This is a genomic window from Desulfotomaculum defluvii (genome assembly GCF_054657375.1).
In genome coordinates this window covers 143,658-169,005 of the sequence record NZ_BAAHYV010000006.1, presented here as the reverse complement: position 1 = coordinate 169,005, position 25,348 = coordinate 143,658, and the positions used below count along the sequence as shown (strand labels likewise).

General features: G+C 44.6%; 27 protein-coding genes. 2 read left to right on the top strand and 25 right to left on the bottom strand.

Features of this window, described 5'->3' with window-relative positions; translation table 11 throughout:
* Window positions 1–226: 226 nt before the first annotated feature.
* The 18 genes from ACYQ03_RS03550 to ACYQ03_RS03465 all read right to left on the bottom strand — a co-directional run bounded on the left by ACYQ03_RS03550 (window position 227) and on the right by ACYQ03_RS03465 (window position 14,937).
* Window positions 227–625 (bottom strand): F0F1 ATP synthase subunit epsilon, encoded by a 399-nt coding sequence (locus tag ACYQ03_RS03550; protein WP_459907697.1) that lies wholly within the window; start codon window positions 623–625, stop codon window positions 227–229.
* Window positions 626–627: 2 nt separating this feature from the next.
* Entirely contained in the window at window positions 628–2,046 is a 1,419-nt protein-coding gene (gene atpD / locus ACYQ03_RS03545; RefSeq protein WP_459907695.1) for a F0F1 ATP synthase subunit beta, read from the bottom strand.
* Between the two features lie 41 nt (window positions 2,047–2,087).
* On the bottom strand, window positions 2,088–2,939 hold the full coding sequence (atpG, locus tag ACYQ03_RS03540) for an ATP synthase F1 subunit gamma (protein ID WP_459907693.1): 852 nt from the start codon (window positions 2,937–2,939) through the stop codon (window positions 2,088–2,090).
* Between the two features lie 103 nt (window positions 2,940–3,042).
* Entirely contained in the window at window positions 3,043–4,548 is a 1,506-nt protein-coding gene (gene atpA, locus ACYQ03_RS03535) for a F0F1 ATP synthase subunit alpha (protein ID WP_459907691.1), read from the bottom strand.
* 21 nt (window positions 4,549–4,569) lie between these two features.
* Window positions 4,570–5,115 carry a F0F1 ATP synthase subunit delta gene (locus tag ACYQ03_RS03530; protein WP_459907690.1) on the bottom strand — a complete coding sequence of 182 codons (546 nt, stop codon included), beginning with the start codon at window positions 5,113–5,115 and terminating at the stop codon, window positions 4,570–4,572.
* Window positions 5,109–5,603, bottom strand: a complete 495-nt coding sequence (atpF, locus tag ACYQ03_RS03525) for a F0F1 ATP synthase subunit B (RefSeq protein ID WP_459907688.1) — start codon at window positions 5,601–5,603, stop codon at window positions 5,109–5,111. The genes ACYQ03_RS03530 and atpF overlap by 7 nt, the downstream gene beginning before the upstream one ends.
* A gap of 112 nt (window positions 5,604–5,715) precedes the next feature.
* On the bottom strand, window positions 5,716–5,949 hold the full coding sequence (gene atpE, locus ACYQ03_RS03520) for a F0F1 ATP synthase subunit C (RefSeq protein WP_459907686.1): 234 nt from the start codon (window positions 5,947–5,949) through the stop codon (window positions 5,716–5,718).
* Between the two features lie 39 nt (window positions 5,950–5,988).
* On the bottom strand, window positions 5,989–6,780 hold the full coding sequence (atpB, locus tag ACYQ03_RS03515) for a F0F1 ATP synthase subunit A (RefSeq protein ID WP_459907684.1): 792 nt from the start codon (window positions 6,778–6,780) through the stop codon (window positions 5,989–5,991).
* Window positions 6,777–7,235 (bottom strand): ATP synthase subunit I, encoded by a 459-nt coding sequence (locus tag ACYQ03_RS03510; protein WP_459907682.1) that lies wholly within the window; start codon window positions 7,233–7,235, stop codon window positions 6,777–6,779. Before ACYQ03_RS03510 ends, atpB begins: the two co-directional genes overlap by 4 nt.
* A 4-nt stretch (window positions 7,236–7,239) precedes the next feature.
* Entirely contained in the window at window positions 7,240–7,470 is a 231-nt protein-coding gene (locus tag ACYQ03_RS03505) for an AtpZ/AtpI family protein (RefSeq protein WP_459907681.1), read from the bottom strand.
* A 257-nt stretch (window positions 7,471–7,727) separates the two neighbouring features.
* Entirely contained in the window at window positions 7,728–8,882 is a 1,155-nt protein-coding gene (wecB, locus tag ACYQ03_RS03500) for a non-hydrolyzing UDP-N-acetylglucosamine 2-epimerase (RefSeq protein WP_459907679.1), read from the bottom strand.
* Window positions 8,883–9,026: 144 nt separating this feature from the next.
* Entirely contained in the window at window positions 9,027–9,341 is a 315-nt protein-coding gene (locus tag ACYQ03_RS03495) for a MazG-like family protein (protein ID WP_459907678.1), read from the bottom strand.
* 158 nt (window positions 9,342–9,499) lie between these two features.
* Window positions 9,500–9,943, bottom strand: coding sequence for a deoxycytidylate deaminase (locus tag ACYQ03_RS03490; protein ID WP_459907676.1), 444 nt, complete (start codon window positions 9,941–9,943; stop codon window positions 9,500–9,502).
* A 322-nt stretch (window positions 9,944–10,265) separates the two neighbouring features.
* Window positions 10,266–11,507 carry a serine hydroxymethyltransferase gene (locus tag ACYQ03_RS03485; protein WP_459907675.1) on the bottom strand — a complete coding sequence of 414 codons (1,242 nt, stop codon included), beginning with the start codon at window positions 11,505–11,507 and terminating at the stop codon, window positions 10,266–10,268.
* A gap of 291 nt (window positions 11,508–11,798) precedes the next feature.
* Window positions 11,799–12,257: a ribose 5-phosphate isomerase B gene (gene rpiB / locus ACYQ03_RS03480; protein ID WP_459907673.1), complete on the bottom strand. Its 459-nt coding sequence runs from the start codon at window positions 12,255–12,257 to the stop codon at window positions 11,799–11,801.
* 26 nt (window positions 12,258–12,283) lie between these two features.
* Window positions 12,284–12,736 (bottom strand): low molecular weight protein arginine phosphatase, encoded by a 453-nt coding sequence (locus ACYQ03_RS03475; protein ID WP_459907671.1) that lies wholly within the window; start codon window positions 12,734–12,736, stop codon window positions 12,284–12,286.
* A gap of 342 nt (window positions 12,737–13,078) precedes the next feature.
* Complete coding sequence (locus tag ACYQ03_RS03470) at window positions 13,079–13,621, bottom strand: manganese efflux pump MntP (protein WP_459907669.1); 543 nt, start codon at window positions 13,619–13,621, stop codon at window positions 13,079–13,081.
* Between the two features lie 251 nt (window positions 13,622–13,872).
* Window positions 13,873–14,937, bottom strand: a complete 1,065-nt coding sequence (locus ACYQ03_RS03465) for an L-threonylcarbamoyladenylate synthase (protein WP_459907667.1) — start codon at window positions 14,935–14,937, stop codon at window positions 13,873–13,875.
* A gap of 314 nt (window positions 14,938–15,251) precedes the next feature.
* Between ACYQ03_RS03465 and ACYQ03_RS03460 the strand changes: the two genes are divergently transcribed.
* A complete protein-coding gene (locus ACYQ03_RS03460) occupies window positions 15,252–15,956 on the top strand; it encodes a nickel/cobalt transporter (protein ID WP_459907665.1) in 705 nt (234 codons plus the stop codon).
* 109 nt (window positions 15,957–16,065) lie between these two features.
* Here ACYQ03_RS03460 and ACYQ03_RS03455 read toward each other — a convergent pair whose 3' ends face one another.
* From ACYQ03_RS03455 to rpmE, 4 genes are all read right to left on the bottom strand, one after another.
* On the bottom strand, window positions 16,066–17,901 hold the full coding sequence (locus tag ACYQ03_RS03455) for an FAD-dependent oxidoreductase (RefSeq protein ID WP_459907664.1): 1,836 nt from the start codon (window positions 17,899–17,901) through the stop codon (window positions 16,066–16,068).
* 141 nt (window positions 17,902–18,042) lie between these two features.
* A complete protein-coding gene (prmC, locus tag ACYQ03_RS03450) occupies window positions 18,043–18,900 on the bottom strand; it encodes a peptide chain release factor N(5)-glutamine methyltransferase (RefSeq protein WP_459907662.1) in 858 nt (285 codons plus the stop codon).
* A gap of 260 nt (window positions 18,901–19,160) precedes the next feature.
* A complete protein-coding gene (prfA, locus tag ACYQ03_RS03445) occupies window positions 19,161–20,231 on the bottom strand; it encodes a peptide chain release factor 1 (RefSeq protein ID WP_459907661.1) in 1,071 nt (356 codons plus the stop codon).
* A gap of 273 nt (window positions 20,232–20,504) precedes the next feature.
* Window positions 20,505–20,705: a 50S ribosomal protein L31 gene (gene rpmE / locus ACYQ03_RS03440; RefSeq protein WP_459907659.1), complete on the bottom strand. Its 201-nt coding sequence runs from the start codon at window positions 20,703–20,705 to the stop codon at window positions 20,505–20,507.
* Between the two features lie 602 nt (window positions 20,706–21,307).
* Between rpmE and ACYQ03_RS03435 the strand changes: the two genes are divergently transcribed.
* A complete protein-coding gene (locus tag ACYQ03_RS03435) occupies window positions 21,308–21,643 on the top strand; it encodes a hypothetical protein (protein ID WP_459907658.1) in 336 nt (111 codons plus the stop codon).
* Between the two features lie 397 nt (window positions 21,644–22,040).
* Here ACYQ03_RS03435 and ACYQ03_RS03430 read toward each other — a convergent pair whose 3' ends face one another.
* From ACYQ03_RS03430 to ACYQ03_RS03420, 3 genes are all read right to left on the bottom strand, one after another.
* Entirely contained in the window at window positions 22,041–22,880 is an 840-nt protein-coding gene (locus ACYQ03_RS03430) for a peptidoglycan DD-metalloendopeptidase family protein (RefSeq protein WP_459907656.1), read from the bottom strand.
* A gap of 347 nt (window positions 22,881–23,227) precedes the next feature.
* Window positions 23,228–24,604: a transcription termination factor Rho gene (gene rho / locus ACYQ03_RS03425; RefSeq protein ID WP_459907654.1), complete on the bottom strand. Its 1,377-nt coding sequence runs from the start codon at window positions 24,602–24,604 to the stop codon at window positions 23,228–23,230.
* 241 nt (window positions 24,605–24,845) lie between these two features.
* Entirely contained in the window at window positions 24,846–25,346 is a 501-nt protein-coding gene (locus ACYQ03_RS03420) for a DUF2062 domain-containing protein (protein WP_459907653.1), read from the bottom strand.
* Between the last annotated feature and the right edge of the window lie 2 nt (window positions 25,347–25,348).

The following is a 25,348-nucleotide window of genomic DNA, read 5'->3' as shown; positions in this document are numbered from 1 at the left end:
GTAGACTTCTAAGGCTAACTTAATTCTTGGGCATAGCCAACGGCAAGAACCAGAGGCCTAGGTTTTAACTTTGACCCAAAAGTTCTCTCACAAAAAAGGCTCATGGCTCATGGCCCATAGCCAATGGCCACTCAATTAGAAAATCTTAACCCTATTATTGCCACAAAAGCTGCTATAAATACTAAAGCCCAGGATAGCTAGTGGGCTAACCTGGGCTTTTTTCTGCTTATTCCGCAGCTTTGATACGGTTGATTGCCTTTTGCAGGGCTATTTCTGCCCTGGCTACATCGATTTCAGCGCTTTTGTTACCGAGACGCTGCTCAGCACGCTGTTTGGCAGCTTGGGCGCGCTCAACGTCGATTTGGTCAGCTCGTTCGGCGGTGTCAGCTAGAACAACGACCCGGCTGTTCTTGACTTCCATGAAGCCACCACTTACGGCCACCTTAAAAAATTTGCCATTCTGCTGCACTCTTAAGGAACCAACCTTAAGAGCTGTAACCAGAGGTGCGTGTTCAGGTAAGATACCAAGTTCACCATCAACACCGGGTGCCACAATGAAATCGATTTCTTCACTGAATACTACCTTTTCAGGAGTGACAATATCAAGGCGTTGGGTTTTAGCCATAATTATGCACCAGCCTCAATACGTTTTGCGCTCTCCACAACTTCTTCAATGGCACCAACCATGTAGAATGCTTGTTCTGGTAAGGCATCATGTTTACCAGCCAGAATTTCATTAAAGCTGCGGATGGTGTCCTTCAGGGTTACGTATTTACCAGGACGTCCAGTAAAGATTTCTGCCACGTGGAAGGGTTGGGACAGGAAGCGTTGCAGCTTACGGGCCCGAGCCACGGTCAGTTTATCTTCGTCGGAAAGTTCGTCCATACCTAGGATGGCAATAATGTCTTGCAGTTCTTTATAGCGCTGCAATACAGACTGCACACCGCGGGCACACTCATAGTGTTCTTTACCTACAACCTGGGGATCCAAGATGCGGGAGGTAGAATCCAGTGGGTCAACGGCCGGATAAATACCCAACTCGGAGATGGCACGACTCAAAACAACAGTAGCGTCCAAGTGAGCGAAAGCACTGGCCGGTGCTGGGTCAGTCAAGTCGTCCGCAGGCACATAAATTGCCTGTACCGAGGTAACAGAACCCTTACGGGTTGAGGTAATACGTTCTTGTAATTGACCCATTTCAGTTGCCAGGGTGGGTTGGTAACCAACGGCGGAAGGCATACGGCCTAGCAACGCGGAAACCTCAGAACCAGCCTGGGTGAAACGGAAGATGTTGTCAATAAAGAGTAGTGTATCAGCGCCTTCTTCATCACGGAAGTATTCTGCCATGGTCAGACCGGTCAAACCAACGCGGAGACGGGCTCCTGGTGGTTCGTTCATCTGGCCGTAAACTAGAATGGTCTTATCTAATACGCCTGATTCTTTCATTTCGTTGTAGAGATCGTTACCTTCACGGGTACGCTCACCAACGCCAGCAAATACGGAGATACCACCGTGCTGCTTAGCAATGTTGTTAATGAGCTCCATAACGATAACTGTCTTACCTACACCGGCACCGCCGAACAGACCAATTTTACCACCCTTCAAGAAGGGGATCAGCAGGTCGACGACCTTAATGCCAGTTTCCAGAATTTCTGCCTTGGTGGACTGATCCACCAGTGCAGGAGCTGGACGGTGAATGGGATAAGTTTTTTCAGCATTTACAGGTGACATATTGTCAATTTCTTCACCCAGTACGTTCAGCAGACGACCCAGTACAGGTCTACCTACAGGAACAGTGATGGGTTTACCGGTGTCTGCAACCTTCATACCACGTTTTAGACCCTCAGTGGAGGACATGGCGATGCAACGTACACGGTTGTTACCCAAGTGCTGGGCCACTTCCAGGGTTAAGTTCCATTCTTGGGACTTGTCTGCCTGGTCTTCAGTCCGGATTTTCACCGCACTATATATATCAGGTACCTGGCCTGGTGCGAACTCAACGTCCACAACCACACCGATAACACTGACGATATGGCCTACATTCATGTTGTTCTCCGACCTCCTTGCAGTCAGATTTTACGGACTAATTATTCAAGTGCAGCTGCACCACTAACGATTTCGGAAATTTCCGTGGTAATAGCAGCCTGGCGAGCACGGTTTAAGGACAGGGTTAATTTTTCGATTAACTCTTTGGCATTCTTGGTGGCGGAATCCATAGCGGTCATACGAGCGCCCTGTTCACCGGCCTTGGCTTCCAACATAGCTCGGAAGAGCGTAGTTTCCACATAGGTGGGTAGCAGACTGGCAAGAACCGATTCGGCCGAGGGTTCAAAAATGTATTCAACACTGGGACCCTTTTTCTCTTCGGTAGGGGTTTCCACAGGCAACAGCTTCACTTTAACTGGACGCTGGGTCAGTACATTAACGAACTCACTAAAAATCAGATAAACTTCGTCAAATTCACCGGCCACATATTTGTCCATGACAAATCTAGCAATTTCTTTGGCCTGCGAAAACTCAATGGATTCACCTAATTGTACATAGGATGCAGTGACATCAAAGCCACGGCGATTAAAGTAATCTCTTGATTTACGACCCAAAGCTACGATAGCTGAGTTGTTCTTATCAGTTACTTCACCGCCGGCACGCCGCAAGACGTTGGCGTTGAAGCCGCCACAAAGACCCCGGTCGGCAGCAATAACTACATAGGCAGTTGTTTTTACTTCCCGCACTTCTAATAATGGGTGACTTGCACCGCCACTGGCAGCAGCCACGCGGCTAAGTACATCTTTAATTTTGAGGGCGAAGGGACGGGCCGATACAACCGCCTCCTGGGCCCGACGCAGTTTTGCGGCAGCAACCATTTTCATGGCTTTGGTGATTTGTTGGGTGCTTTTAATACTCTTAATCCGGCGCCTTATATCACGGGCACTGGCCATTTACTAAATCACCACCTTTTCGAAGTTCGAGATTCGAAGTTCGAAGTTCGAAGTCAAAAGCATTGCGAACTAAAGAACTCAGAACTACGAACAACTAAATGCTTTAGGCAAAGGTTTTCTTGAATTCTTCGATGGCTGCTACTAACTTGGCATCGGTCTCAGGTTTGATTTCTTTCTGCTCTTTAATGGCTTTCAGAATATCAGCTTTGCTGGAACGCATAAAGTTAATGTAGCCTTCTTCAAAGGCACCTACCTTATCTAATTCAACATCATCGATAAAGCCTTTAACGGCTGCATAGATAATTACTACTTGTTCTTCTACGGAATAGGGTTTGTATTGGCCTTGCTTCAGAATCTGAGTAGTACGAGCACCCCTGTTCAAACGAGCCTGGGTAGCTTTATCCAAGTCAGAACCGAACTGAGCAAAGGCAGCCAATTCGCGGTACTGAGCCAGGTCCAGACGAAGCTGACCAGCAACTTGCTTCATGGCTTTAATTTGGGCAGCACCACCTACGCGGGATACCGACAGACCAACGGAAATAGCGGGACGCATACCAGCGTTAAACAGGTCAGTTTCTAAGAATATCTGACCGTCAGTAATGGAGATAACGTTGGTAGGAATATAGGCAGATACGTCACCAGCCTGGGTCTCGATGATCGGCAGTGCGGTCATAGAACCTCCGCCATATTCTGGTGCCAAACGAGCGGCACGTTCCAACAAGCGGGAGTGTAGATAGAATACGTCACCAGGGAATGCTTCACGTCCTGGTGGACGACGGAGTAACAGGGACATTTCACGATAAGCAGTAGCCTGTTTGGACAGGTCATCATAAATGATTAAGACGTCCTTACCATGGTCCATAAATTCTTCACCCATGGCTGCACCGGAATAGGGTGCTAAGTATAACAATGGAGAGGGTTCAGATGCGTTAGCAGCTACCACGATGGAATATTCCATAGCACCGTGAGCTTCTAAGGTCTGTACCACACCAGCAACGGTGGAGGCTTTTTGGCCTACAGCTACGTAGATACAAATAACGTCTTGACCCTTTTGATTGATGATGGCGTCTACTGCAACGGCGGTTTTACCGGTTTGGCGGTCACCAATGATCAACTCACGCTGACCACGACCGATGGGAACCATGGCATCAATAGCCTTGAGGCCAGTTTGCAGTGGCACACTAACGGACTTACGGGCAATAATACCCGGTGCAATGCGCTCAGTGGCGCGATATTTATCTGTTTTGATCGGACCTTTGCCATCTATGGGCTGGCCCAGTGGGTTAACAACACGACCGATCAGGGCATCGCCAACAGGAACGGAGATAATACGACCGGTCCGCTTAACAGGATCGCCTTCTTTAATGTGGGTATAGGGACCCATAATAACGCAACCGATATTATCTTCTTCCAGGTTCAGAGCCATTCCGAGTGTGCCGCCTGGAAACTCTAACAGTTCTGAGGCCATGCATTCCTCGAGGCCATAAACACGGGCGATACCGTCGCCGACCTGGATAACGGTGCCCACGTCGGATACTTCTACCTGGGCCTCGTATTTATCGATTTGCTGCCTTATGATCGAGCTGATCTCTTCAGGTCGCAAATTCATGTACTGGTTCACCCCTATCTATTAACTGGTTTTTGACATTAGGCGTGATTTTATCGTAGCTAGGCGGGTCTTGATGCTGCCATCAATAACCTTACTACCAATACGTACAACTACACCACCGATAAGAGAAGGATCCACTGCAAAAGTGGGCTCAACTTCCTTACCAGCCAAGCGGGAAGCTACTTTTATGAGTTCTTGTTTTTGCTGCTCGTCAATGGCAACGGCAGTGGTTACTTCTGCAGCCACTCTGCCACGGGCCTCATTAGCTAAAACAAAAAACTCAGCAGCTATACCTGCAATGTAATTTTCACGGCGTTTATCTACCACAAGCCCTAAAAAATTCAAGGTCTCGGTAGAAATTTTATCGGCAAAAATTGCTTTTAGCAAGTTCTTCTTTTCACCAGGTAACACCTGCGGGTGATATAAAACCTTTTGGAGTTCCCTAGTCCCTTCAATTGCTTCGGCAACACCCTTCAGCTCTTGTTCCATGGCTTCTAAGGTGTTTTTCCCCTGAGCAATTTCATACAGGGCCTGGGCATAACGTCTTGCCACAGCCCCTCTTAACATGGCAGATCCCCTGCCTCTTTAACAAATTTGTCAACCATGTCTTTTTGAACATTAGCGTCCAGTTTCTGGTCGATGATTTTTCCAGCCACCATAATGGAGAGTGTAGCAACCTGATCTCTGAGTTCAGCCACTGCCCTTTCCTTCTCCCGTTGGATTTCAGCCAGGGCACTGTCTTTCACACGGGCAGCTTCAGCCTTAGCAGCTTCAATGATCTGCTGGGCCTGCTCTTCGGCACTCTTGGTAGCACGGGCCATCATTTCTGTGGCCTGTTCCCGAGAACGATGTAGGTCGGCCTGTAAGGCAGCACGCATTTGTTCTGCTTGCTTTTTATCTTCTTCGGCGGCAGCAATGCTGCTCTCGATAAGTTCCCTACGTTTTTCCAGCATGTTCATAAACGGCTTGTAGGCCACCGCCCGGAGCAGGATTAATAAGACCAGGAAGTTGAACATCTGGGCAAGTATTGTGCCATTTAAACCTAAGCTCTCCACAAATTCCCCTCCTTCCGTCTGGGCGGACAGTAAGGAAGGCGATGGCGGGCTTGGAGACCTCATTAAGCCCGCCCAATCGCCCCCGTCCTAAGAAAAAATGTACTTGTTTGGATTAACCAAGCTTACCAAATAACATGAAGGCAAGTACTACGGCGATAATGGGGATAGATTCAATTAGACCTACAGAAATAAACATAGTGGTTTGGATGGTACCTTTAGCTTCGGGTTGACGGGCGATAGACTCGATGGCTCTACCGGTGCAAATACCGTCACCAACAGCAGCACCCAGAGCAGCTAAACCTACGGCCAAGCCAGTAGCGATAGCAGCAGCAGCTCCTACTTCCATTCATTTCCCCTCCTTTCCTGAGATGTTATGCAATAAAAACTAGTGATGATCAGCTTCTTCATGCACAGCAAACTGTGAAACGTAAGCAATGGTCAGCATTGAGAATACAAATGCTTGAACGAAACCTACGAAAACAGAGAAGGCTAACCAGATAACAGAAGGAATAAATCCACCAAATACATAGGCACTGGCGTTAATCAGACCTAACAATACAGCAATCAGCACTTCACCAGCGAAGATGTTACCGTAAAGACGGAAGGCCAGGGTAACTGGTCTGGCGATTTCTTCAATCACGTGAATTACCACAAAGACTTTAAAGGGCTGAAAGTAGTGTCCGATATGTCCACCAAGACCATTGGCTTTCAAGCCATGGTAGTGAATTAATAATACTACGATTAATGCAAGTCCGAGGGTTGTGTTTTTATCAGCTGTGGGTGAACTAAGTGTAGGTACCAAACCTAGCAGGTTGGCAAATGCGATATAAATGAAAAATGTTACAATGATCGGCATCAGGGCAGCCCCTAATTTGTTTCCAAGGTTAGTAAATACCTGCCCACCAAGAAATTCCCACAACAGCTCAAAGGTTGCTTGTGCTTTGCCAGGACTTCTGACGTTCTGATCCTTGGTACACACCCAAGCGAAGAGTAATACCAGCGCCATGGCGATCCAAGTCATAATCATGGTCCTGGGGCTAATACTAAGACCCATGATATTCCAGTATTTGTCATAGTCTGTGAACAGTGGAATGTTCCATAAGTTTAAGTTCATTTCCACCTGGTGCAGCATATCATGATGTTCTGCTGCCTGCGCAGCTCCCGCTGCAGCGCTCATGCTTTTTCACCCCCTTCACGTTTAATTTGATTAACTTTATTATCGAGAGCCTTTGATTTTAAGACGCTCTCTTTAATCACGGTGATAAAAAAGTCAGAGATCGATAGGATCGGGGCAACAAACAAGCCTACCGCTGCGGCATTCACGCTGACACTGGGAATTCTGATAGACAGCCACAGGGTGGCCATAATAATAATCAGGCGGATAAAAAAGCCCCTGCGCATATATGCAATTGCTTTACCAACATCTTTTATGGTAGCAACCTTGTTAATTCTCTTGCTCAATAAAATGGCATTCTGGAGACTGGCCAAAGAGCCAATCAAAAGCCCCTTATAAACGACATTTTGATAATCTATGGCAACTGCCAACACCAAGCAAGCCACAATAATGGCTGTAGACTTGACTGTACGTTTTAGTTGCACCTCCAGATTGGGCATGGTTTGGGAACTCAGCATCGACTCACCCCTTGTCTTTTTTGCGGAAGGTTTCCAGTGTATGATAAACCCCCCACATGCCCCCGGCCATGCCCAGCAATAAACCTGCCAGCATTAACCAAGGATCCGTATTGAATTTGCTGTCAAGCCATCGTCCTCCGAAAAAACCGACCACAGTTGCGGATGCAATTTCGACGCTTATAGATGATGCCAATGCCAATGCACGTAATGGTTCTCCCTTACCTTTATCGCTCATAGCGTTTGGGTATTCCTTTCGGGTTTAGCCTTTAGCTGTTAGCTTTCTGCTGCCATTGTAGTTTTGCATCGTTAATTCAATAATTCACAATTTGTTCGCTAGAATATTTTGTGTTTTTGTCATTCATCTTTCGATTGATTTTAGATATAACTTCTACAAGATTTTCATTATTCCTCCAGCTAAATTGTGATTTTAGGAATTTTTTAAATAATTTTTTATATCAATAACTTAATTCGCCAATTATGGTAATTATTATGCTAAATATTAGCTAAAAACTCCTTAGGCTGGTCTTCTGAAAGGCCAAATCTAAAGCAAATGAAGTCTACAATTCGTTTGGCAGCCAAACCATCTCCATAAGGATTGACAGCCTCCGACATTTTTCTGTAATATTCTAAATTTTTCAACAGTTCGCTTGTGACAGATAGCACTTTGTCGCGATTTGTACCCACCAATTTGACTGTTCCCGCATCAACTGCTTCCGGCCTCTCGGTGGTATTACGCAAAACTAAAACAGGTTTTCCTAAGGAAGGTGCTTCTTCCTGCATTCCCCCAGAGTCGGTTAGTACTAGATAACTTCGTTGCATTAAATTAATGAAGGGTTCATATTGAAGGGGTTCAATTAAGTGAACTCTAGGTATGCCACCTAACACCTCATTCACGACCCATCTTACAGCAGGATTTTTATGCACAGGGAAAACAATTTCCACCTCAGGATAGGTTTCCACAATTTCTTTGAGAGCCGTGTAAATAGCCCGCATGGGTTCCCCGAGGTTTTCGCGGCGATGTGTGGTTACCAACAAGACCCGTTGTTTGTCAAAATCAATACTGTTTAATAATGGATCAACAAATACATAGTTCTCCTTTACGGTTGCTTTCAGGGCATCAATGACTGTGTTACCTGTGACAAAAATGTTTTCTATTTTCACATTCTCTTTAATTAAATTCTGCATGGATTTTTGGGTCGGTGCAAAATGATATTCCGCTAAAGCACCAGTAAGGTGACGATTCATTTCTTCTGGGAAGGGTGAGTACTTATTGTGGGTTCTCAGTCCGGCCTCAACATGTCCTACAGGTATTTGCCGATAATAGGCAGCCAAAGCTGCAACAAAGGTGGTTGTGGTGTCTCCATGAACCAACACCAGGTCTGGGTTGCACTGTATCAGGACGTCTTTTAACCCTTCTAAAGCCCTTACGGTGACATCATATAGTGTTTGTCCTTCCTGCATAATGTTAAGATCGTAATCGGGTTCAATCTGAAATAGCTCTAGGACCTGATCAAGCATTTCCCTGTGTTGAGCTGTTACGGCCACAATGGATTTAATTTTGTCTGGTCTACTGTTTAGTTCCTTGACCAAAGGTGCCATCTTAATCGCTTCCGGGCGGGTGCCGAAAACGGTGAGTACTTTTAACATCAATCTTTCCTCCTATGTAGCCTTTAGCTTTTAGCCTTTAACCCTTAGCAAAATGAAAACTAAAAGCTAATGGCTAATGGCTAATGGCAAAAGTAGCCAAAAGAGGGACAGACTTATGGAATAGTCCGACCACTTATTTTAGGTTTAGTCTATACTAAGGTATCCTTTGTTAATCAATTTTTCTATGTGCTTCTCTCGGGTCTTCTCTATATTTACTCCGTATTGTTCTTCTAAAACAAACATCATACTCACAGCGGTCTGAGCTACATCCAGTAGTTCTTTGGTGATTAGCTCAATAACTTCTTGTTCTTCGTATTTGGTTTGTTCACCACTCATGCCTCGGAATTTACCTATGGCCTGGGCCAATTCTCCGGTTTCTTCCATTAGTTTTAAGGCAGTAGATTCCATAGTTGGTGAGAGGTGATTCAGTTTAGGTAAGGCAATGGTTTTTGTTAACATTTTAACACCTTCCACCTAACAGTATATTAGTAATTTTAAGTAAATACAAGTTTAAGCTTAGTTTTAAGAATTATTGAAAGGACAAGGTCTAATGTAAGGCCTGTCAAGGGATTATACCTTGACAGGCCAGTTATTAACCTTTAGCCGATACTGCTTGTCTAATCCGGTACTTTAATTAATTCTACCCCAGCCTCTTCAAATATCCTAAGTGAAAGATCGTCTGGGTAATCCCCGGCAAAGTGCACTTTTTTAATCCCCGCATTGACAATCATCTTAGAACACATGACACAGGGTTGGTTTGTCACATAGATAACACTGCCTCGTATGGCGGTGCCATGCACTGCTGCTTGTATAATTGCATTTTGTTCAGCATGCAGGGCTCGACATAGTTCATGACGTTCTCCAGAGGGAATGCCCAATTTTTCTCTCATACAGCCAATATCCAAACAATGGGCAAGACCCGCCGGTGCACCATTGTAGCCAGTGGCAAGGATACGATTGTCTTTAACAATCACCGCTCCCACTTTCCGTCGCAGGCAAGTAGAACGACTTGCCGCCATCCGACAAATCTGCATAAAATATTCATCCCAGGAAGGACGCAAGGTGTGCACCTCCTTTGGGTTAGATTTTGTTGGAAGTTATTAACTTCTCGTGTTAGTTGTAGATGAGATTCTGGCCGTAGGCCATGAGCCTTGAGCCGTGGGACTTTTTTGCATGTTGGTTTTAATGGGTCTTGTTAGATCGATAATCCCCGGACTTCGTCTCTCCTGAGCAACGTTCGATGTATTGGGGGTTATCTTGGGCCAATGTCAACCAAGGGATTCAAAGTACAGTTAACGTTGAATACTTTCAGTTTTCGAATCATTTGGTTTTGGCCCATAGCTCATGGCTCAAGGCCCACGGCTGACCCCAGAGTTCTATCTCTTAAGCATAAAGCGGATATTTATCACAGAGTTCCTTAACCATGGCTCGGGATTTTTCTTGGGTGGTTGGGTTGTCTTTTTCTTTTAGGGTTTGGACGATGATTTGGGCTACTTTGTCCATATCTTCTTCCTTAAAGCCCCTTGTGGTTGCTGCGGGTGTACCCAAACGAATACCACTGGTGACAAAGGGCTTTTCTGGGTCAAAGGGAATGGCGTTTTTGTTACAGGTAATATGCACTTCATCTAGCAATTTTTCTGCTTCCTTACCGGTGATACCAGTTCCTCTAAGGTCAACCAGCATCAGGTGGTTATCTGTACCTCCAGAAACTAAATTTATACCTCTGGTCATTAATCCTTTGGCCAAGGCCTGGGCATTATTGATAATTTGTTGTTGATACTCTTTAAACTCGGGCTTTAGTGCTTCTCCAAAGGCAGCTGCCTTGGCCGCAATTACATGCATAAGGGGGCCGCCTTGGCTGCCAGGGAAGATGGCTTTATCAATTAATTGGGCGTATTTTTCTTGACAAAGAATCATCCCACCTCTGGGACCCCTTAGGGTTTTATGGGTAGTGGTGGTTACTACGTCGGCATAGGGTATGGGGCTTTGGTGCAGCCCAGCGGCCACCAAACCGGCGATATGGGCCATATCTACAAAGAAGTAGGCATCAATTTCTTTAGCAATCTCGCTGATTGTTTTAAAATCAATGGCTCGGGGATAAGCGCTGGCCCCAGCAACAATCATTTTCGGTTTTTCCTGAAGGGCTATTTCACGCAGCTTTTCGTAGTTAATGCAGCCGGTGCCTTCTTCAACTCCATAGGCTACAACATTAAAATATTTACCAGATACATTGACCGGACTGCCATGGGTAAGGTGTCCACCGTGGGCTAAATTCATACCAAGAATTTTATCACCAGGTTGCAGTAGTGCAAAGTAAACAGCAAAGTTGGCTTGGGCACCGGAATGGGGTTGGACATTGACATGGTCTGCACCAAATAGCTCTTTGGCTCTGCTAATGGCTAAACTTTCAGCAATATCAACAAACTCACAGCCACCGTAATAGCGTTTGCCGGGGTACCCTTCGGCATATTTGTTGGTTAAAATAGATCCCTGGGCTTCCAATACTGCAGGGCTGACAAAGTTTTCAGATGCAATGAGCTCAATGTTTCTTTGTTGACGTTGAAATTCGAGTTCTATTGCTTTGGCGAGCTCGGGGTCGGTGGTAGATAGGTTTCCTTTAAACATTGGTTTCTCTCCCTTCGAATTTGCCGTGGGCCATGGGCCATGAGCCATTGGCCTTTTTGCATGATTGGCTTTGGGGTATTGTTGTAGGTGCAGTACGTGGTCTTTATGCTAGAACGTAAGGCCTTGCTCCTTTAGATGCTTGGCCTTGGGTCCTGAGCCTTGAAGCTTATTTCTTTGGTTATTGGCTTTGACAAGGATTTTATTTTTTTATGTTCGGCTTGTCTTCTTGTATAAGGTTTATTAACCTGTGAAGCTGTTTCCCTAGAATGTCGTAAGCTTTTGTTAATCTGCCTACAAGCTATACTGTTTCTCTATTGCCGTTATCTTGTCCACCCTTTTAGCATGACGGTCACCGGCGAATGGGGTGTTGATGAATTTTTCTGTGATGGCTACGGCCTTTTCTAAATCGATAAAGCGTGAGCCCATAGTTAGGACGTTGGCGTTGTTGTGCTCTCTGGCCAATTGGGCGATCTCTGGTTCAAATATGTTGGCTGCTCTCACTCCGGGAACCTTGTTGACAGCTATGGCCATGCCTACACCTGTGCCACAGACTAAAATACCTTGCTGGCATTGGCCAGTGCGAATTTTTTCTCCCACAGCCAGTGCAAAATCTGGGTAATCACAGGATTCGGTATTATTACATCCCATATCCTGGACTTTAACCCCTTGAGTCTCTAGGTATTTTTTAATTTGTTCTTTCATTTCAAAACCAGCATGGTCACTTCCCAGTACTATTGTAATATTTTTCAATGTTTATTACCTCCATGATGCAATGTTTATTTGGATAACTTTTGCAAGGCTTTACTGATCAGGTCCTTGAGTTCACCTGCGCAGCTTCGATAGATTTCCACTGGACTGCCATAGGGATCGGTAATATCTATTGGTACTCCGGCATAATCCCCTAGAGTATAAACTTTCTCTTTGAACTCCGGACATCTGCTTAGGATTTGACGACGGTGGTTTTCTGTCATGGTTAAAACAAGATCAGCCTCGGCAACCAGTTCCGGTGACAGTAAAGTAGCACGATGCTGCGATAGTTCAATTCCCAGATCGGCCATGGCTTCAACTGCCTGTTGGCTGGCTTTTTCTCCGGACCAAGCCATGGTCCCCGCCGATAAAAAAGTTAGGTCCTTTAAACCCTTTTCCTCTGCTAATACCCGGGCCAAAGCTTCAGCCATGCTGCTACGACAAGTATTACCAGTACAAACAAATAAAATTTTTTTACCCATCGTTCTTTCCTCCGTGCAACATTCCTCCATGCTATTATTCCCAGGGTTGTATCAAACAAAAACTGTCCTTTATACCAAGGACAGTTTTTGTTTCTACAATTATCTTGCTTTTTCCTTCAAAAAAAAGAAGTTAGCTAATGTATACTGTTAAACTCCCATAAACTGTAGGTCAAAAACCGCTGTTGAGTGTTCCATCAGCCAATTTTGGGCCTTTGTTAAAGTTTGTCAAGTAGTGATTTGAAACAATATCTTTAATGCTATAACCCTTTCAAAAACATAAGGCCTGTCCCAGGGCAAACCCACAAGAAATACCCCTAAACCAAAAAAGTTGAAGGCTGAGGGCTAAAAAATTAATTTTATCCCGATGCCAGCTAAGATAAGTCCTCCTACCAATTCTGCTCGCTCTCCTATCCAGCCCCCTACATATTTTCCTAAAGTCAATCCGGCAAAGGTCATGATTCCTGCCACAAGGCCAATGACTCCAGAAGCCATTAACAGAGAGACTTGCTGGGTACCCAGGGTGAATCCTACGCTAAGAGCATCCATGCTGACGCTGGCCGACAATAGCAGTAGTCCACCCGTGTTGGTGATGATAAAACGGGGTTCATTTTCATCGCCAGGTTTAAGGGTATCCCAAATCATTTTGCCCCCAAGGAAGATAAGCAAAAGAGCACCAACTATGGATGCTGCTTGACCAACCTTACTTCCCAGAAAACCGCCAGCAAACCAACCCAGTAGGGGCATAAAGATATGAAAGATCAGCACAGTAATGCTAATCATGGCTATTTGTCTTCGAGTGACTCCTGCCATGCCAATGCCAATGCATAGGGAAAAAGCGTCGGTGCCTAATGCCATGGCTAAGGCAAGTAATGTAAGTAGGCTCAATGTTACCCCATCTTTCATTTATTTTTGTGCCGTGGGCCAAATAACCTAAGTAATAAATCATACACAAAAGGCTTAAGGCAGATGGTTCATGGTACAAAACCACTATAAGAGGCTAATAATTAACGACTTTTTCATATAAATTTATGCTGTAGGCCTATAAAAATAACTTCTTTAATAGGCTTAGGGGTTAGTCTTTTGGGTCGGCCATGGCCATTAAGTACTGAGTATGTTTAATGGCTAATAGCTACCTACTAGCACTGCAGCTTTTCTACAGAGGCCCGACGCAGGCGATTCATGACGGCCAGGCCGATACCCGTTGTTTCGATGCCTTCGGCCAATATTACATTCACTTGCAGTTGATCAAACTCCCTTAATCTTTTAAAAAGCTCTGCTGCTGCACTGGCAGGATTTGTCCTGGAACCCATCGTTAATATCTTTGCCTGGGTTGGGTAGCCCTGGATATGCTCTTCTGAGACCAAAATCCCTACCTTCTGACCTTGATCCAGCAATTTCCCAGCCCTTTCCGTAATTGTTGCCTTAACTCTCTGTGGTTCCCCTTCAAAAAGAATGACCGGGGAGGTTGGAGCATAGTGTCGGTATTTCATACCCGGCGAGCGTGGCACTTGATCCTTTGGCAGTTTTTGTCCCAAAACCGACGGGTCAATTATTATATCACTCAAGACATCTTTTAGCTGTTCATAGGTAACCCCACCCGGGCGTAGGATAACTGGTACTGGGCTGGTTATATCCAATACAGTTGATTCTAAGCCCAAGCCGGCGGGTCCCCCATCTAAGATGGCATCAATTCTTCCTTGTAAATCTGCTTTAACATGTTCTGCTGTTGTAGGACTTGGAAGACCAGATTGATTGGCACTGGGGGCTGCTATGGGTACCCCCGAAGCCCTTATCAAGGCTAGGGCCACGGGGTGGTCTGGCATCCGCACAGCCACCGTATCCAACCCGCCAGTAACTTCTACTGGAATGTGCTTAGCTTTAGGAACCACCAGGGTTAACGGTCCTGGCCAAAATAGCTTCATTAGCAAAAGTGCCTTTTGTGGTAGATCAGCACTTAATTCCTTTACCATCCCCGTATCAGCCACATGTAAGATTAATGGGTTGTCTGAAGGTCTGCCCTTGGCACGGTATATACTTGCCACCGCCTTACTATCTAAACCATTGGCCCCAAGGCCGTAGACTGTTTCGGTGGGAAAGGCTACTAGACCACCTTTTTTTATAATTTCTGCCGCTTGCCGGATAATCTCCCTATCTAGCAGGGAAGGATTTACGGTCCAATTCTTTGTCTTGATATGTTCCACTATACATCTCCATCTTTTAGCTTTTAGTCTTTAGTCTTTAGCCTTTAGCTTTTAGTTACCCTGAAAAAAGGCTGGCTTGTTAGCAACGGTTGTAAGGGAACTGTCTTGGTCGCCCGTAGTAGCTCCCCAAATTTTCATATTTTTGATGGTGCCATTTACGATATCGATATCTTTTAGGTTTTAGGTTTTTGCTAATGGCTAAAATAGTCTCCAAGTTAGTATAACACATTATCTGGTTCAACATGAATTTTGTGGTATTAAAAACCTTTAGGCTCGAATAGTTATTAGGGACTAGTATTGCAGGGGGTATGACTGTGGATTTTTGGCTGTATTTCTTTTCCGCCCTAGGAATTGGCGCCTTGCACGCCTTGGAGCCTGGCCATGGCAAGAGCATCATGGGGGCTTATTTAATCATGTCCCGGGGCAGGTCCCGGGATGCGGTTTTGCTTGGTTTAACTTCTGCTGTTACACACACCTTGGTAATCTTGATGATGGCTCTGTTGGCCCATTCTGCCACTGCACTGGCCATGTCTAATTCTACCATTGCCCAAGAACAGATGGATCTATGGCTAAAACTTATTTCTGGCACCATTATTATTTTAGTGGGACTAAGAATGATACTTCGTAAAAATCAAACTTGCAGTTGCGGTTGCAGTCATACTCATAATTCTTTACCAAAACCCTGGCGAAGACTAGATCACACCCGGGGCAACTTGCTAGATATCCTCTTACTGGGCTTTACCAATGGGTTGATGCCTTGTCCCAGTGCCCTAGCTATTTTACTGCTGTCCGTTAGCAGTGGTGCACTTTTAAGCGGCTTAGCCCTGGTTTTTGCCTTTGGTATTGGTGGAGCTGTGGCTCTGGTAACGATTGGTTTGATCTTTGTCAAACTTTCATCCTTTGCCAGCAGTATATTTGATCATGGCCCCTGGCGGTGGTTACCACAGCTAAGTGGCTTTTTAATCTTTGCCATTGGGGGTGTAACGGCGTATAGTGCTTTGACGAAGCTTAGCTTTTAGCTTTAGTCTTTCGACTAAAGGCTAACAACTAATGGCTAATGGCTAAAAAACAGGCCAACAGGTGTTATCCACCTGTTGGCCCAGTTGTCGCACTAGCAGAAGCACTATTTCACTTGTTCTTCTCAACATACTTTTGTAGTAGGACATAGGCAGCAGCACGGGTCAGTCTGCCGTCTTTGTTTTCTAGACTATCGGATATATTCTTGTCTCCGTAGTTCTTCATTACGTAGTCAAAGGCTTCTTGACGGGACATATCTTGGCCTTCGTATTTGGCAATGATTAGTGAGGCTTTTTTCCCGCTAAGGAAGTCCTTGTTTCCCTTAGCACCTTTTAAGTCTTCAGGTATGGTTATCCCATATATGCGTGAAAGCTCTTGCAGTTGGTGTACTAAATCTGCTTCGATAATAATTTGATCCAACTGATAGTCGTTGGAGTAGCCACCTTGGACCAGCGCATGTTTGCGCATCATTTTCAAGGCATCGTAGGCCCAATGTTTAGTTGCATCCGGTACCCGCCAAGTAAAGGGCTTGATATCCATACCCTGGCTGTTTAGCATCTCTTGCAATTGATTAATTAGTCTACTATTTTTACTGATTTCCCGAAAGGTCTGTTTTTCTTCAATACTTAGGGCCGCTGCGACTCCAGCTGCCTCACCTGTAGCCATACCCACCGGGACGGTTCTGGCGCTACCGTGGGGCAAGGAATCGAAGCTGGCTGACCGTCCCACTACTAAAAGATTATCTATTTCCTGCGGCACTAGGCACCGGAAGGGAATGGCATATTGAGCTGGTACCCCCATAACTGCACCCTTCTCATCAGGACCTGAGGCCTGTACATCCACAGCATAAGAACCAAAGGCAATGCGATCGGAAAAATCTTTATTCTCCAAGACATCATCTATAGTCAAACGATATTCACCATATATATGTCTGGACTCACGAATATACAACTCTGGAGCTACCTCTGCTACAAAACAATTTTGTAGTCCGGGGATGTTTTCCCTAAGATAGTCTATGATTAAGGGTAATTCCTTTTCAGCAAGCCTGCGAGCCTCTTGGCGAGATTGTAAATCTAAGGGATCCACATCAAAGATATGAAGGGCATTAATCAATACTGTACCATCCTTTTGACGGCCCATATTGAGACCCCGAATACCGACCCGCTGGTTACTGGCCTGGTATTGTTCCATAATCGGACCAAAGCCCCAAGCACTGACATTATTGGCACCGGTAAACCAGTCATTATCTTCAGTAAGCACCCTGCGAATTTCCTGCCAATCCTCCGTTGTTATGCCATCTAGTTTAAAGACCAAGGTGGTAGCCATTTTCCTTGCAGGGTACCCAGAGTCCTCCTGACCTACGCTGAAAGGAACTCCGGCAGCAGCGGCTAAGTCGGCATCCTGGGTGGCATCGATGATGCTTTTACCAATATATGTGATGGATTTACCCTTATTATTTTCCACCTTGACACCATCAACAGAGGGCTTGCCCTTTTTATAAACCATAACTGGTGCGAGGGATTTTACTCCTAGACACAATTCCAAGTCTTCTTCCTGATCTAGCATTTGCTCAAAGATTTCCTGAGCTTTATGTACATCAAAGGTGCCAGAGCCTATTTGTTTGTAAAATTCCAGAAAGATACCTTTATTGAGAACCTCTGTGCGGTTTCCAAGGTTATTAGGGGCCATGTTCATGTCAATAACATTCAACCACCCCCGGGTAAATAAACCTCCAACTTCCGGTCGGGTATCAATTAATAGGGTAGATAGTCCATTTCTGGCTCCGGAGATGGCTGCGGCAATGCCCTCCGGGTCACTCCCCACCACAATCAAATCATATGTTTCAGTTTCTTCGCTTGATGTTTTAGCCATAGCCTGGCTTGGCCACGGCATTACAACAGTTAACATGAGAAAAAATAATAGTATGTAACCAGTTAGTCTTTTCAATTTCCCTGCAGCCTTCCTTCCCGTTATATTCCTATATAAATTAAGACGCAGAAATTGCTGAAAATGTTCGCCTATCTTGGGGCAAATTGTTAGTTTTTAGCTTTAGTCTTCGACTAAAGGGTAACAACTAATAGCTAATAGCTAACATCTAACGGCTACCACCAGTCTCTCCCGTCCGGCCAAGTCCTTCACCACTTTGCTTTGCCACTGTTCGGGGGGCAGTATTTTTTGTGCCCCTTGGCCTTGTCCTGGGCCGATTTCCAGGATAAGCAACCCTCCCAGACGTAATAGGCTGTAGGCCTGGGGCAATAGCAAACGGTAAAGGTCCAAGCCATCGGGGCCTCCGTCCAGGGCTAGGTATGGTTCAAAGTCCCTGACATCTTTCATTAAAGATGGTATATCCCCGCTGGGTACGTAGGGCAGGTTTGCTGTGATGATACTTACCTTTTCCTCTAGTTTGGTCAGCACAGGTTCCAATAGATTGCCTAGTTGAAAGTGCACTCTTTCCTTAACGCCCATCCTTTGGGCATTCTGCATTGCTACACCCAAGGCCGCTTCAGAAATATCAATAGCATACACCTGTAGCCCTTCTACCAAGGCTGCCAGGCTGATGGCTATGGCACCACTGCCGGTTCCTACGTCAATAACCAGGGTTGGATAATCTGTATTATTATGAAAAAATTGTAGTGCCGTTTCTACCAATACCTCTGTTTCCGGTCGAGGGATAAGGACATCCGGTGTAACAATAAAATCCATACCCATAAATTCTTTGCGTCCAATGAGATAAGCCACTGGCTCGCCCTGAGCTCGTCGTTCCAGTAATTCTTGATAATGCTGCAGTTGTGCCGCTGTAAGGGCTTGGTCATCCCGTATGATCAGGCCCGTACGGTCAATGCCGGTAACATGGGATAACAGCACTTGAGCATCCAAATTGGCTGATGGATTTTGTTGTACTCTTAAATATTGCCTGCCCATGATAAGAGCTTCTTTGATAGTCATTTATTAAACCTCACGAGTATTAGGATCCAATAAAAGCGAGTGTCGCAAAACTACTTTTAATAGTCAGCGACACTTCTTTTTTATATTCAAATTTTCAGGTATAACATAAGCGCAACAGGATTGTAGAGAACGACCCCCGGGTCGTTCCCTACATTATTATAACATTTCACATTATATTACTCTTCAAATTAACAGCTCAGGGCCCATGACCTTTTTCAGCTTTTATTGCTGACGGCTGCTGGCTGAAGGTTATTTTGATACTACTCTTCCACTGCCTTTAGGCGTTCGGCTTGATCAGTGGTAATCAATGCATCAATTAATTCATCCAGATCACCTTGTAGTACATACTCCAGTCGGTGTAAGGTAAGTCCAATCCGGTGGTCAGTGATTCTGTTTTGTGGGAAATTATAGGTACGAATACGTTCACTGCGGTCACCACTACCTACCATGGATTTTCTGGCACCAGCTATGGCCTTTTGCTGTTCTTCTTGGGCCTTATCTAATAAGCGAGCCCTCAGTACACGCATAGCTTTGTCTTTATTCTTATGCTGGGATTTTTCATCTTGGCAAGATACCACGGTACCAGTGGGTATGTGAGTAATCCGCACTGCCGATTGGGTGGTGTTTACACACTGACCACCGGGACCACTGGCACAAAACAAGTCGATACGAATATCGTTAGGGTTGATATCGATATCAACGTCTTCGGCCTCGGGTAGTACTGCCACGGTTGCTGCAGAAGTATGAATGCGCCCACCACTTTCTGTGGCCGGTACCCGTTGTACTCGATGTACGCCACTCTCAAACTTTAAGGTGCTGAAGGCCCCTTTTCCTTCAATTACGAAGGTAATTTCCTTAAAACCGCCTAGGTCAGTTTCATTGGCGTCCATGATTTCGGTACGCCAGCCCTTCTTTTCGGCAAAGCGGGAATACATTCTAAATAAATCACCGGCAAAGAGAGCTGCCTCATCACCACCGGTACCACCGCGTATTTCCACAATGACGTTTTTATCATCGTTAGGATCCTTGGGCAACAGTAAAATTTTCAATTGCTTTTCCAGTTCCCCAATTTTACTTTCTAGTTCCTCAACTTCCAATTCAACCATTTCACGGAAATCTGGCTCCAGTTTATCCTCCAGCATTTGTTTATTATCCTGAAGCTCTTCTTGGGCCTTTTTATACTGACGGAAAGCAGTCACCACTTCGGTTAAATCGGAATGGGACTTTACTAGTTGCTGCCATTTAGCACGGTCCGCCATAATTTCCGGGTCACTGATTTGACTTTCTAATTGCTCAAATCTATCCTCCAGTGCCTGGAGTTTATCGTACATTCACGTCACCTTCCTTAATTACTGCATCAAAGGCTTTTATTTACAACATCTACCTGGTTTATATCGTTAATCAACACCGACCACCACCAGCAGAAGGAGAATGCGAAAGAAAATAAACCACTACTAACCTAAGTATACCCTCTTATAACATTACGCAAGAAGTCTTCCTGAATATAAGGTGCAATGGGTTTAAGGTGGGACATAAAGGTAATCCTCGAAATAATTAATTAGGGCAAATAAAGAAATAGCAGAGCCCCCGCTCTGCTAACTACGCTATTTAATGCCGTATTTCTTACGGAATTTCTCAGCCCGTCCACCAACTTCGATTTGGCGCTGGGCACCTGTGTAGAAGGGATGGCAGTTGGAGCAAATTTCTACTTTAATTTCTTTCTTAGTAGAACCAGTCTTAAAAGTGTTTCCGCATACACATTTAACTTCTACTTCCTGATATTTAGGATGAATCTTCTCTTTCATTTGCAACTCACCTTCTTTCTCAACCCAAATGCAACATGCCAATGGCATTAAAGACATAATAAACACACGACGATATTATAGCATAGAAAAATCCAGGGGGCAAGAACATGCAAGTATGGTTCTAAGTAATTATTTTGGGGCGGAATTATATTCTTTAACCCTCAGCCTTCAGCTTTTTTGCATGTATTCCTTTTGGGGTCTTGGGCCATGGGCCTTTCCACAAAAATAATTGCTAGTTATTAATGCTAATGGCCAATGGTAGCTCAAAATCTTTTAAGCTGACGACTGAGGGCTGAGGGTTAAAGAGTTTAACCAACAACTCGTAGTTTACAACCCTTCCACTAAAAGAAAAATCTGCTCAAAAAACATAAAAATATTTTTTCCAAAAAAAGGAATTTTAAAACCCATGGCGTATAGTTATATTAAATACCACAAAATGGTATTAACTGTCCTGCTTGTAGCCTTTGTTACGCGGGGATGCGCTATCCCTCCGCCGGGAGTAATTACTCCAACACACTGGCACTAATTTTTACCCTTGCGGGACGACGACAATTTAATACTGGTCCTTTGACAGTACCTGCATGTTGAGGGAGGCGATTTACATGTGTTCAACCAAACTTTCTCCTGAACAATTCAGGACTACGATATCTTGGCCTTCAGGCTCACCCGGCAGACTGTATAAAGAAGAGGGGGTACATCCACCGCCACAAGATGTGGGGCGACTAAATGTTAAAACGGCCCCTATGCAGGTTGGTGGAGTGGCGATGTCGCAAAATGCCCCAGGTGACTTTTTTAAATCACCGGGTGGGTATGTGCAAAACTCCGCTCCCTCGGTGTCAGGGGACCCAGACATTCCCAGGCCACCAACACGGGAAGAACTTATTTTACTACTGAAAGGATGTGATGCATTAGGTGGTCACGGAAACCACCATTCCTGAAATTATTTTAGTTCTTACCTCTCTTTACCTTTACCCTTAGCAAGGGATAATTTGCTAATAAGAGTTATTTGAAAAATCCTTTCTTCCTTCCTAATAATCTTAAAGATTTCATATATTTACCTGCTCTGCATAACCCAAGAAGCCAAGTCACGGGTTCCTATGCAGTGGTATAAACAAATTTCTTTGGGAGAGACGCCCCTACCCGAGAAAAACATAAGGCTTTGTCCTTTTCCCTGTAGTTTAATAAGGCGTATGATGCGGTTTGTTTTCCGGAAAGCAAACCCACAACGAAGATCATTATATATAATAACATAGATAAGTGGGAGTTTCGGGAATGGCGTTACGGATAACTAAATATAGAAATATAATGCCCCCATCACTTTCGATGGGGGATTTTTTATCCAAATAGTCTTTCTTTTAGAAACAACAGCGGATCCAAGGGAATACCCTGTCGTAAAACTTCCATATGCAGGTGCGGACCCTCGGAACGACCAGTATTACCTACCCTAGCAATAGGTTGATTGCGGTCTACCCATTGTCCTTCGGTTACCAGTAACCTAGAGCAGTGGGCATAGAGGGAGCGAATGCCATTTCCATGATCCAGTATGACTGTAAGGCCGTAGGTCCCTCTGGCCGCAGACCAAACTACTTTGCCCTGTTCTGGTGCTACTATGGTAGCCCCGCTGAGAGCTCCAATATCAACACCCTCATGGGGGCGATCGCCACGGATGCCAAAATTGGAGGTAATATTCCCAGCCACCGGCCAAGCCCAACCACCTATTTGCACCTTAGAACTTTGATTGCCACTGATGGATATTGTGGTCTGTGTTTCTGACATCCGGTTGTTGGGGACAACTAGGGTAGCACCTACTTTAATTAGATCTGGGTTAGATAGGTTATTCGCATTTAATAATTCCCCTAATGAAATGCCATATTGACCAGCAATGTGAGACAAGGTTTCACCGCTGGCTATCTTATGATAACGCAACTCTAACCCGGGAATGGTCAAGGTTTTCCCTTCCAACAGGATATCCTCTGGGTTAAGCTGATTCACTTCTGCCAATCTAGCTATGCTAATGCCTGTCCGATCTGCAATACTCCAAAGAGTATCCCCTAGTCGTACCTTGTACTCCATCTCCACCTTTTTACTTGCAGTTTCTTTAATGGGTTCCTTATCTAAGGGTCTTAACACTTCAACACCCTGAGCCAGAGGAGGAGAATAAGCCCCATCAGACATTACCTCCTCCAACCCAGCACTGGCAGGAAGCCCCCCCCATACAGTACTAACAAAAAAACCTGTTATGGTCAATGTTATTAAAAACTTATTATTTATAGAAAAAAACATTAAAAATCACCTCGAATAAAACATACTGGTAGTAGTTTGTCCGAGGTGATGGAAATATATACATTCTTTGGTTAATAAGTAAGCTATTAGCCTCACCTTTGGCAAGTGGGCACTCCTTTGCGGTCAAGCTATTAGCTATGAGCCTTTGCAAGGAGCGCAGGCTAGAATCTAACTAAAATAATACCCAGTTTTTCGGAGTGACTCCTAGCCAATCATGCAAAAAAGCTGACAGTTGATGACTATATCTCGCTCATCTGCTCCTGACTTTTCCTTCTGTAAGGACGCTTATGAATCGGTTGTGGTTTTGGTAAAGTAGCTGATGGTTCGTTATTAGGAGCTTGTATCCTGGTCTTAGGTTTAAAATCATAAAGCATTTCTTCATTGGACTGAGTGTTTTTCATGCGGTCTAGTAAATTTTCCAGGGATTCATAGGGGGTCATGTTGGCAATGGCCTTGCGGAGATTCCAGACGTAATCCAGTTCTTCTTTTGTTAAAAGTAAATCTTCTCGTCTAGTCCCTGAACGCTGTATATCAATGGCCGGGAATAACCTACGATCGGCTAATTTTCGATCTAAAATCAATTCCATATTACCAGTGCCTTTAAATTCCTCAAAGATAACATCATCCATTCGACTACCAGTTTCAATCAAAGCTGTGGCTAATATGGTTAGACTACCGCCTTCCTCCATATTACGGGCTGCTCCAAAGAAACGTTTGGGCTTGTGAAGTGCAGCAGGGTCAACGCCCCCGGATAAGGTTCGTCCACTGGGAGGAATCACAAGGTTATGGGCCCTAGCCAGTCGGGTGATACTATCCAATAAGATAACTACATCCCTACCGCTTTCAACTAATCTCTTAGCCCGCTCCAGTACCATATCTGAAGCCTTGACATGGTTTTCGGGTGGTTCATCAAAGGTAGAACTAACCACTTCTGCCTTAACCGAACGTTCAATATCTGTTACTTCCTCTGGCCTTTCATCAATTAACAGAATAAATAACTCAATCTCTGGATGATTGTTAGTGATACTATTTGCAATTTCTTTGATTAAAATGGTTTTTCCAGCTTTGGGGGGAGCCACAATTAATCCTCTTTGGCCTTTCCCTAGGGGTGACGTGAGATCGATAATGCGGGTTGAAATCTTGTTGGGAGTAGTCTCTAAGCGAATTCGATCTTGGGGATAAAGAGGTGTAAGACCGGCAAAATGCATTCGTTCTGATGCCAATTCGGGATTTGCACCGTTCACCTGCTCCACTCTCAGCAATCCAAAGTACCTCTCGTTATCCTTTGGTTTCCTAACCTGGCCATATACCATATCCCCGGTTCGCAAATCAAACCTTCTTATTTGGGAATTGGAAACATAAATATCATCGTTGCTGGGCACATAGGTCGATGGCCTTAAAAAGCCATAACCATCTGGCAGTATTTCCAATACCCCACCAGCATAGGATACACCACTCTGTTTGGATTGTAATTTAGATATTTCAAAAATAAGCTCTTTTTTTCGTAATTTATAATAACCAGCTATTTCTAATTCTCGAGCAATACCATACAGTTCCTGCATGGTCTTTGCTTCTAATTGAGCCTGTGTTGTAACAGGCTTATCATTTTCAGCCAAAAATTCCACCTCTACTTAGTTCTAGCCTTTAGCTTTTAGAATTACTTTGATTTCGGGTCCTTGTTGTCTTTTAGTATAGGTCTTGAGCTTTTGTATGGATTTTCTTAGGCTACTTCAGTAAATTATGATTATATTACCATTAGTTTGACTTTAACTTTTGTTCCTTGCAAGAAGCTAATGGCTAATAGCTTGACCCTAAAGGAATACCCTTAAGTTAAGTACTTTCCCCGGCTAGATGGTTTTATTCGTAGCCATATTGTTTTCCCTTAGGTTTTTTTTTAATGGCCCTTTGACGGGCCTCTAAAATTTTGACAGATAAAAAGTAGACTAAGAAACTGGCAATGAAAGCATTGACAAAACTGCCAACCAGGAAAGGGAAACCTAAGGCTTTTATTTTTAAGACCGCTTTGGTTAATAAGGGGACACCCTGTGCTAAATCAGTGGTAATGGGGGAGGGAGCTGTACCTACTAAAAATTTTCCAACAAAAATATTAAGTGTAAAAAAAAGTGGTACTGCAGGTTTAAAGATAAGAACCGTTAAAGTGGCAGCCACAGCATGAACCCGAATCAATTTTGCCACGATAAAAGAAAGAGGAATACTGATAAAGGGAACTGGTAAAAAATCAAAGGCAACTCCCAGCGCAATTCCCTGAGCTACCTTTTTCGGGGCTTCCGGTAAGTTTAAAAGCTTGTGATAAGAATCTCTGCATTTGCAGAGAAGTTTGCCAAGAATATTCGCCACTT

Coding starts and splice junctions, on each gene's coding strand:
- ACYQ03_RS03475 (WP_459907671.1), bottom strand. CDS start 12,736: ATGGGTAAAAAAATTTTATTTGTTTGTACTGGTAATACTTGTCGTAGC.
- atpA (WP_459907691.1), bottom strand. CDS start 4,548: ATGAATTTGCGACCTGAAGAGATCAGCTCGATCATAAGGCAGCAAATC.
- prmC (WP_459907662.1), bottom strand. CDS start 18,900: ATGACTATCAAAGAAGCTCTTATCATGGGCAGGCAATATTTAAGAGTA.
- ACYQ03_RS03495 (WP_459907678.1), bottom strand. CDS start 9,341: ATGTTAACAAAAACCATTGCCTTACCTAAACTGAATCACCTCTCACCA.
- ACYQ03_RS03510 (WP_459907682.1), bottom strand. CDS start 7,235: ATGCTGAGTTCCCAAACCATGCCCAATCTGGAGGTGCAACTAAAACGT.
- atpG (WP_459907693.1), bottom strand. CDS start 2,939: ATGGCCAGTGCCCGTGATATAAGGCGCCGGATTAAGAGTATTAAAAGC.
- ACYQ03_RS03530 (WP_459907690.1), bottom strand. CDS start 5,115: ATGTTAAGAGGGGCTGTGGCAAGACGTTATGCCCAGGCCCTGTATGAA.
- rpmE (WP_459907659.1), bottom strand. CDS start 20,705: ATGAAAGAGAAGATTCATCCTAAATATCAGGAAGTAGAAGTTAAATGT.
- prfA (WP_459907661.1), bottom strand. CDS start 20,231: ATGTACGATAAACTCCAGGCACTGGAGGATAGATTTGAGCAATTAGAA.
- atpE (WP_459907686.1), bottom strand. CDS start 5,949: ATGGAAGTAGGAGCTGCTGCTGCTATCGCTACTGGCTTGGCCGTAGGT.
- wecB (WP_459907679.1), bottom strand. CDS start 8,882: ATGTTAAAAGTACTCACCGTTTTCGGCACCCGCCCGGAAGCGATTAAG.
- atpD (WP_459907695.1), bottom strand. CDS start 2,046: ATGAATGTAGGCCATATCGTCAGTGTTATCGGTGTGGTTGTGGACGTT.
- atpB (WP_459907684.1), bottom strand. CDS start 6,780: ATGAGCGCTGCAGCGGGAGCTGCGCAGGCAGCAGAACATCATGATATG.
- ACYQ03_RS03430 (WP_459907656.1), bottom strand. CDS start 22,880: ATGTCTGATGGGGCTTATTCTCCTCCTCTGGCTCAGGGTGTTGAAGTG.
- ACYQ03_RS03435 (WP_459907658.1), top strand. CDS start 21,308: ATGTGTTCAACCAAACTTTCTCCTGAACAATTCAGGACTACGATATCT.
- ACYQ03_RS03485 (WP_459907675.1), bottom strand. CDS start 11,507: ATGTTTAAAGGAAACCTATCTACCACCGACCCCGAGCTCGCCAAAGCA.
- ACYQ03_RS03505 (WP_459907681.1), bottom strand. CDS start 7,470: ATGAGCGATAAAGGTAAGGGAGAACCATTACGTGCATTGGCATTGGCA.
- ACYQ03_RS03550 (WP_459907697.1), bottom strand. CDS start 625: ATGGCTAAAACCCAACGCCTTGATATTGTCACTCCTGAAAAGGTAGTA.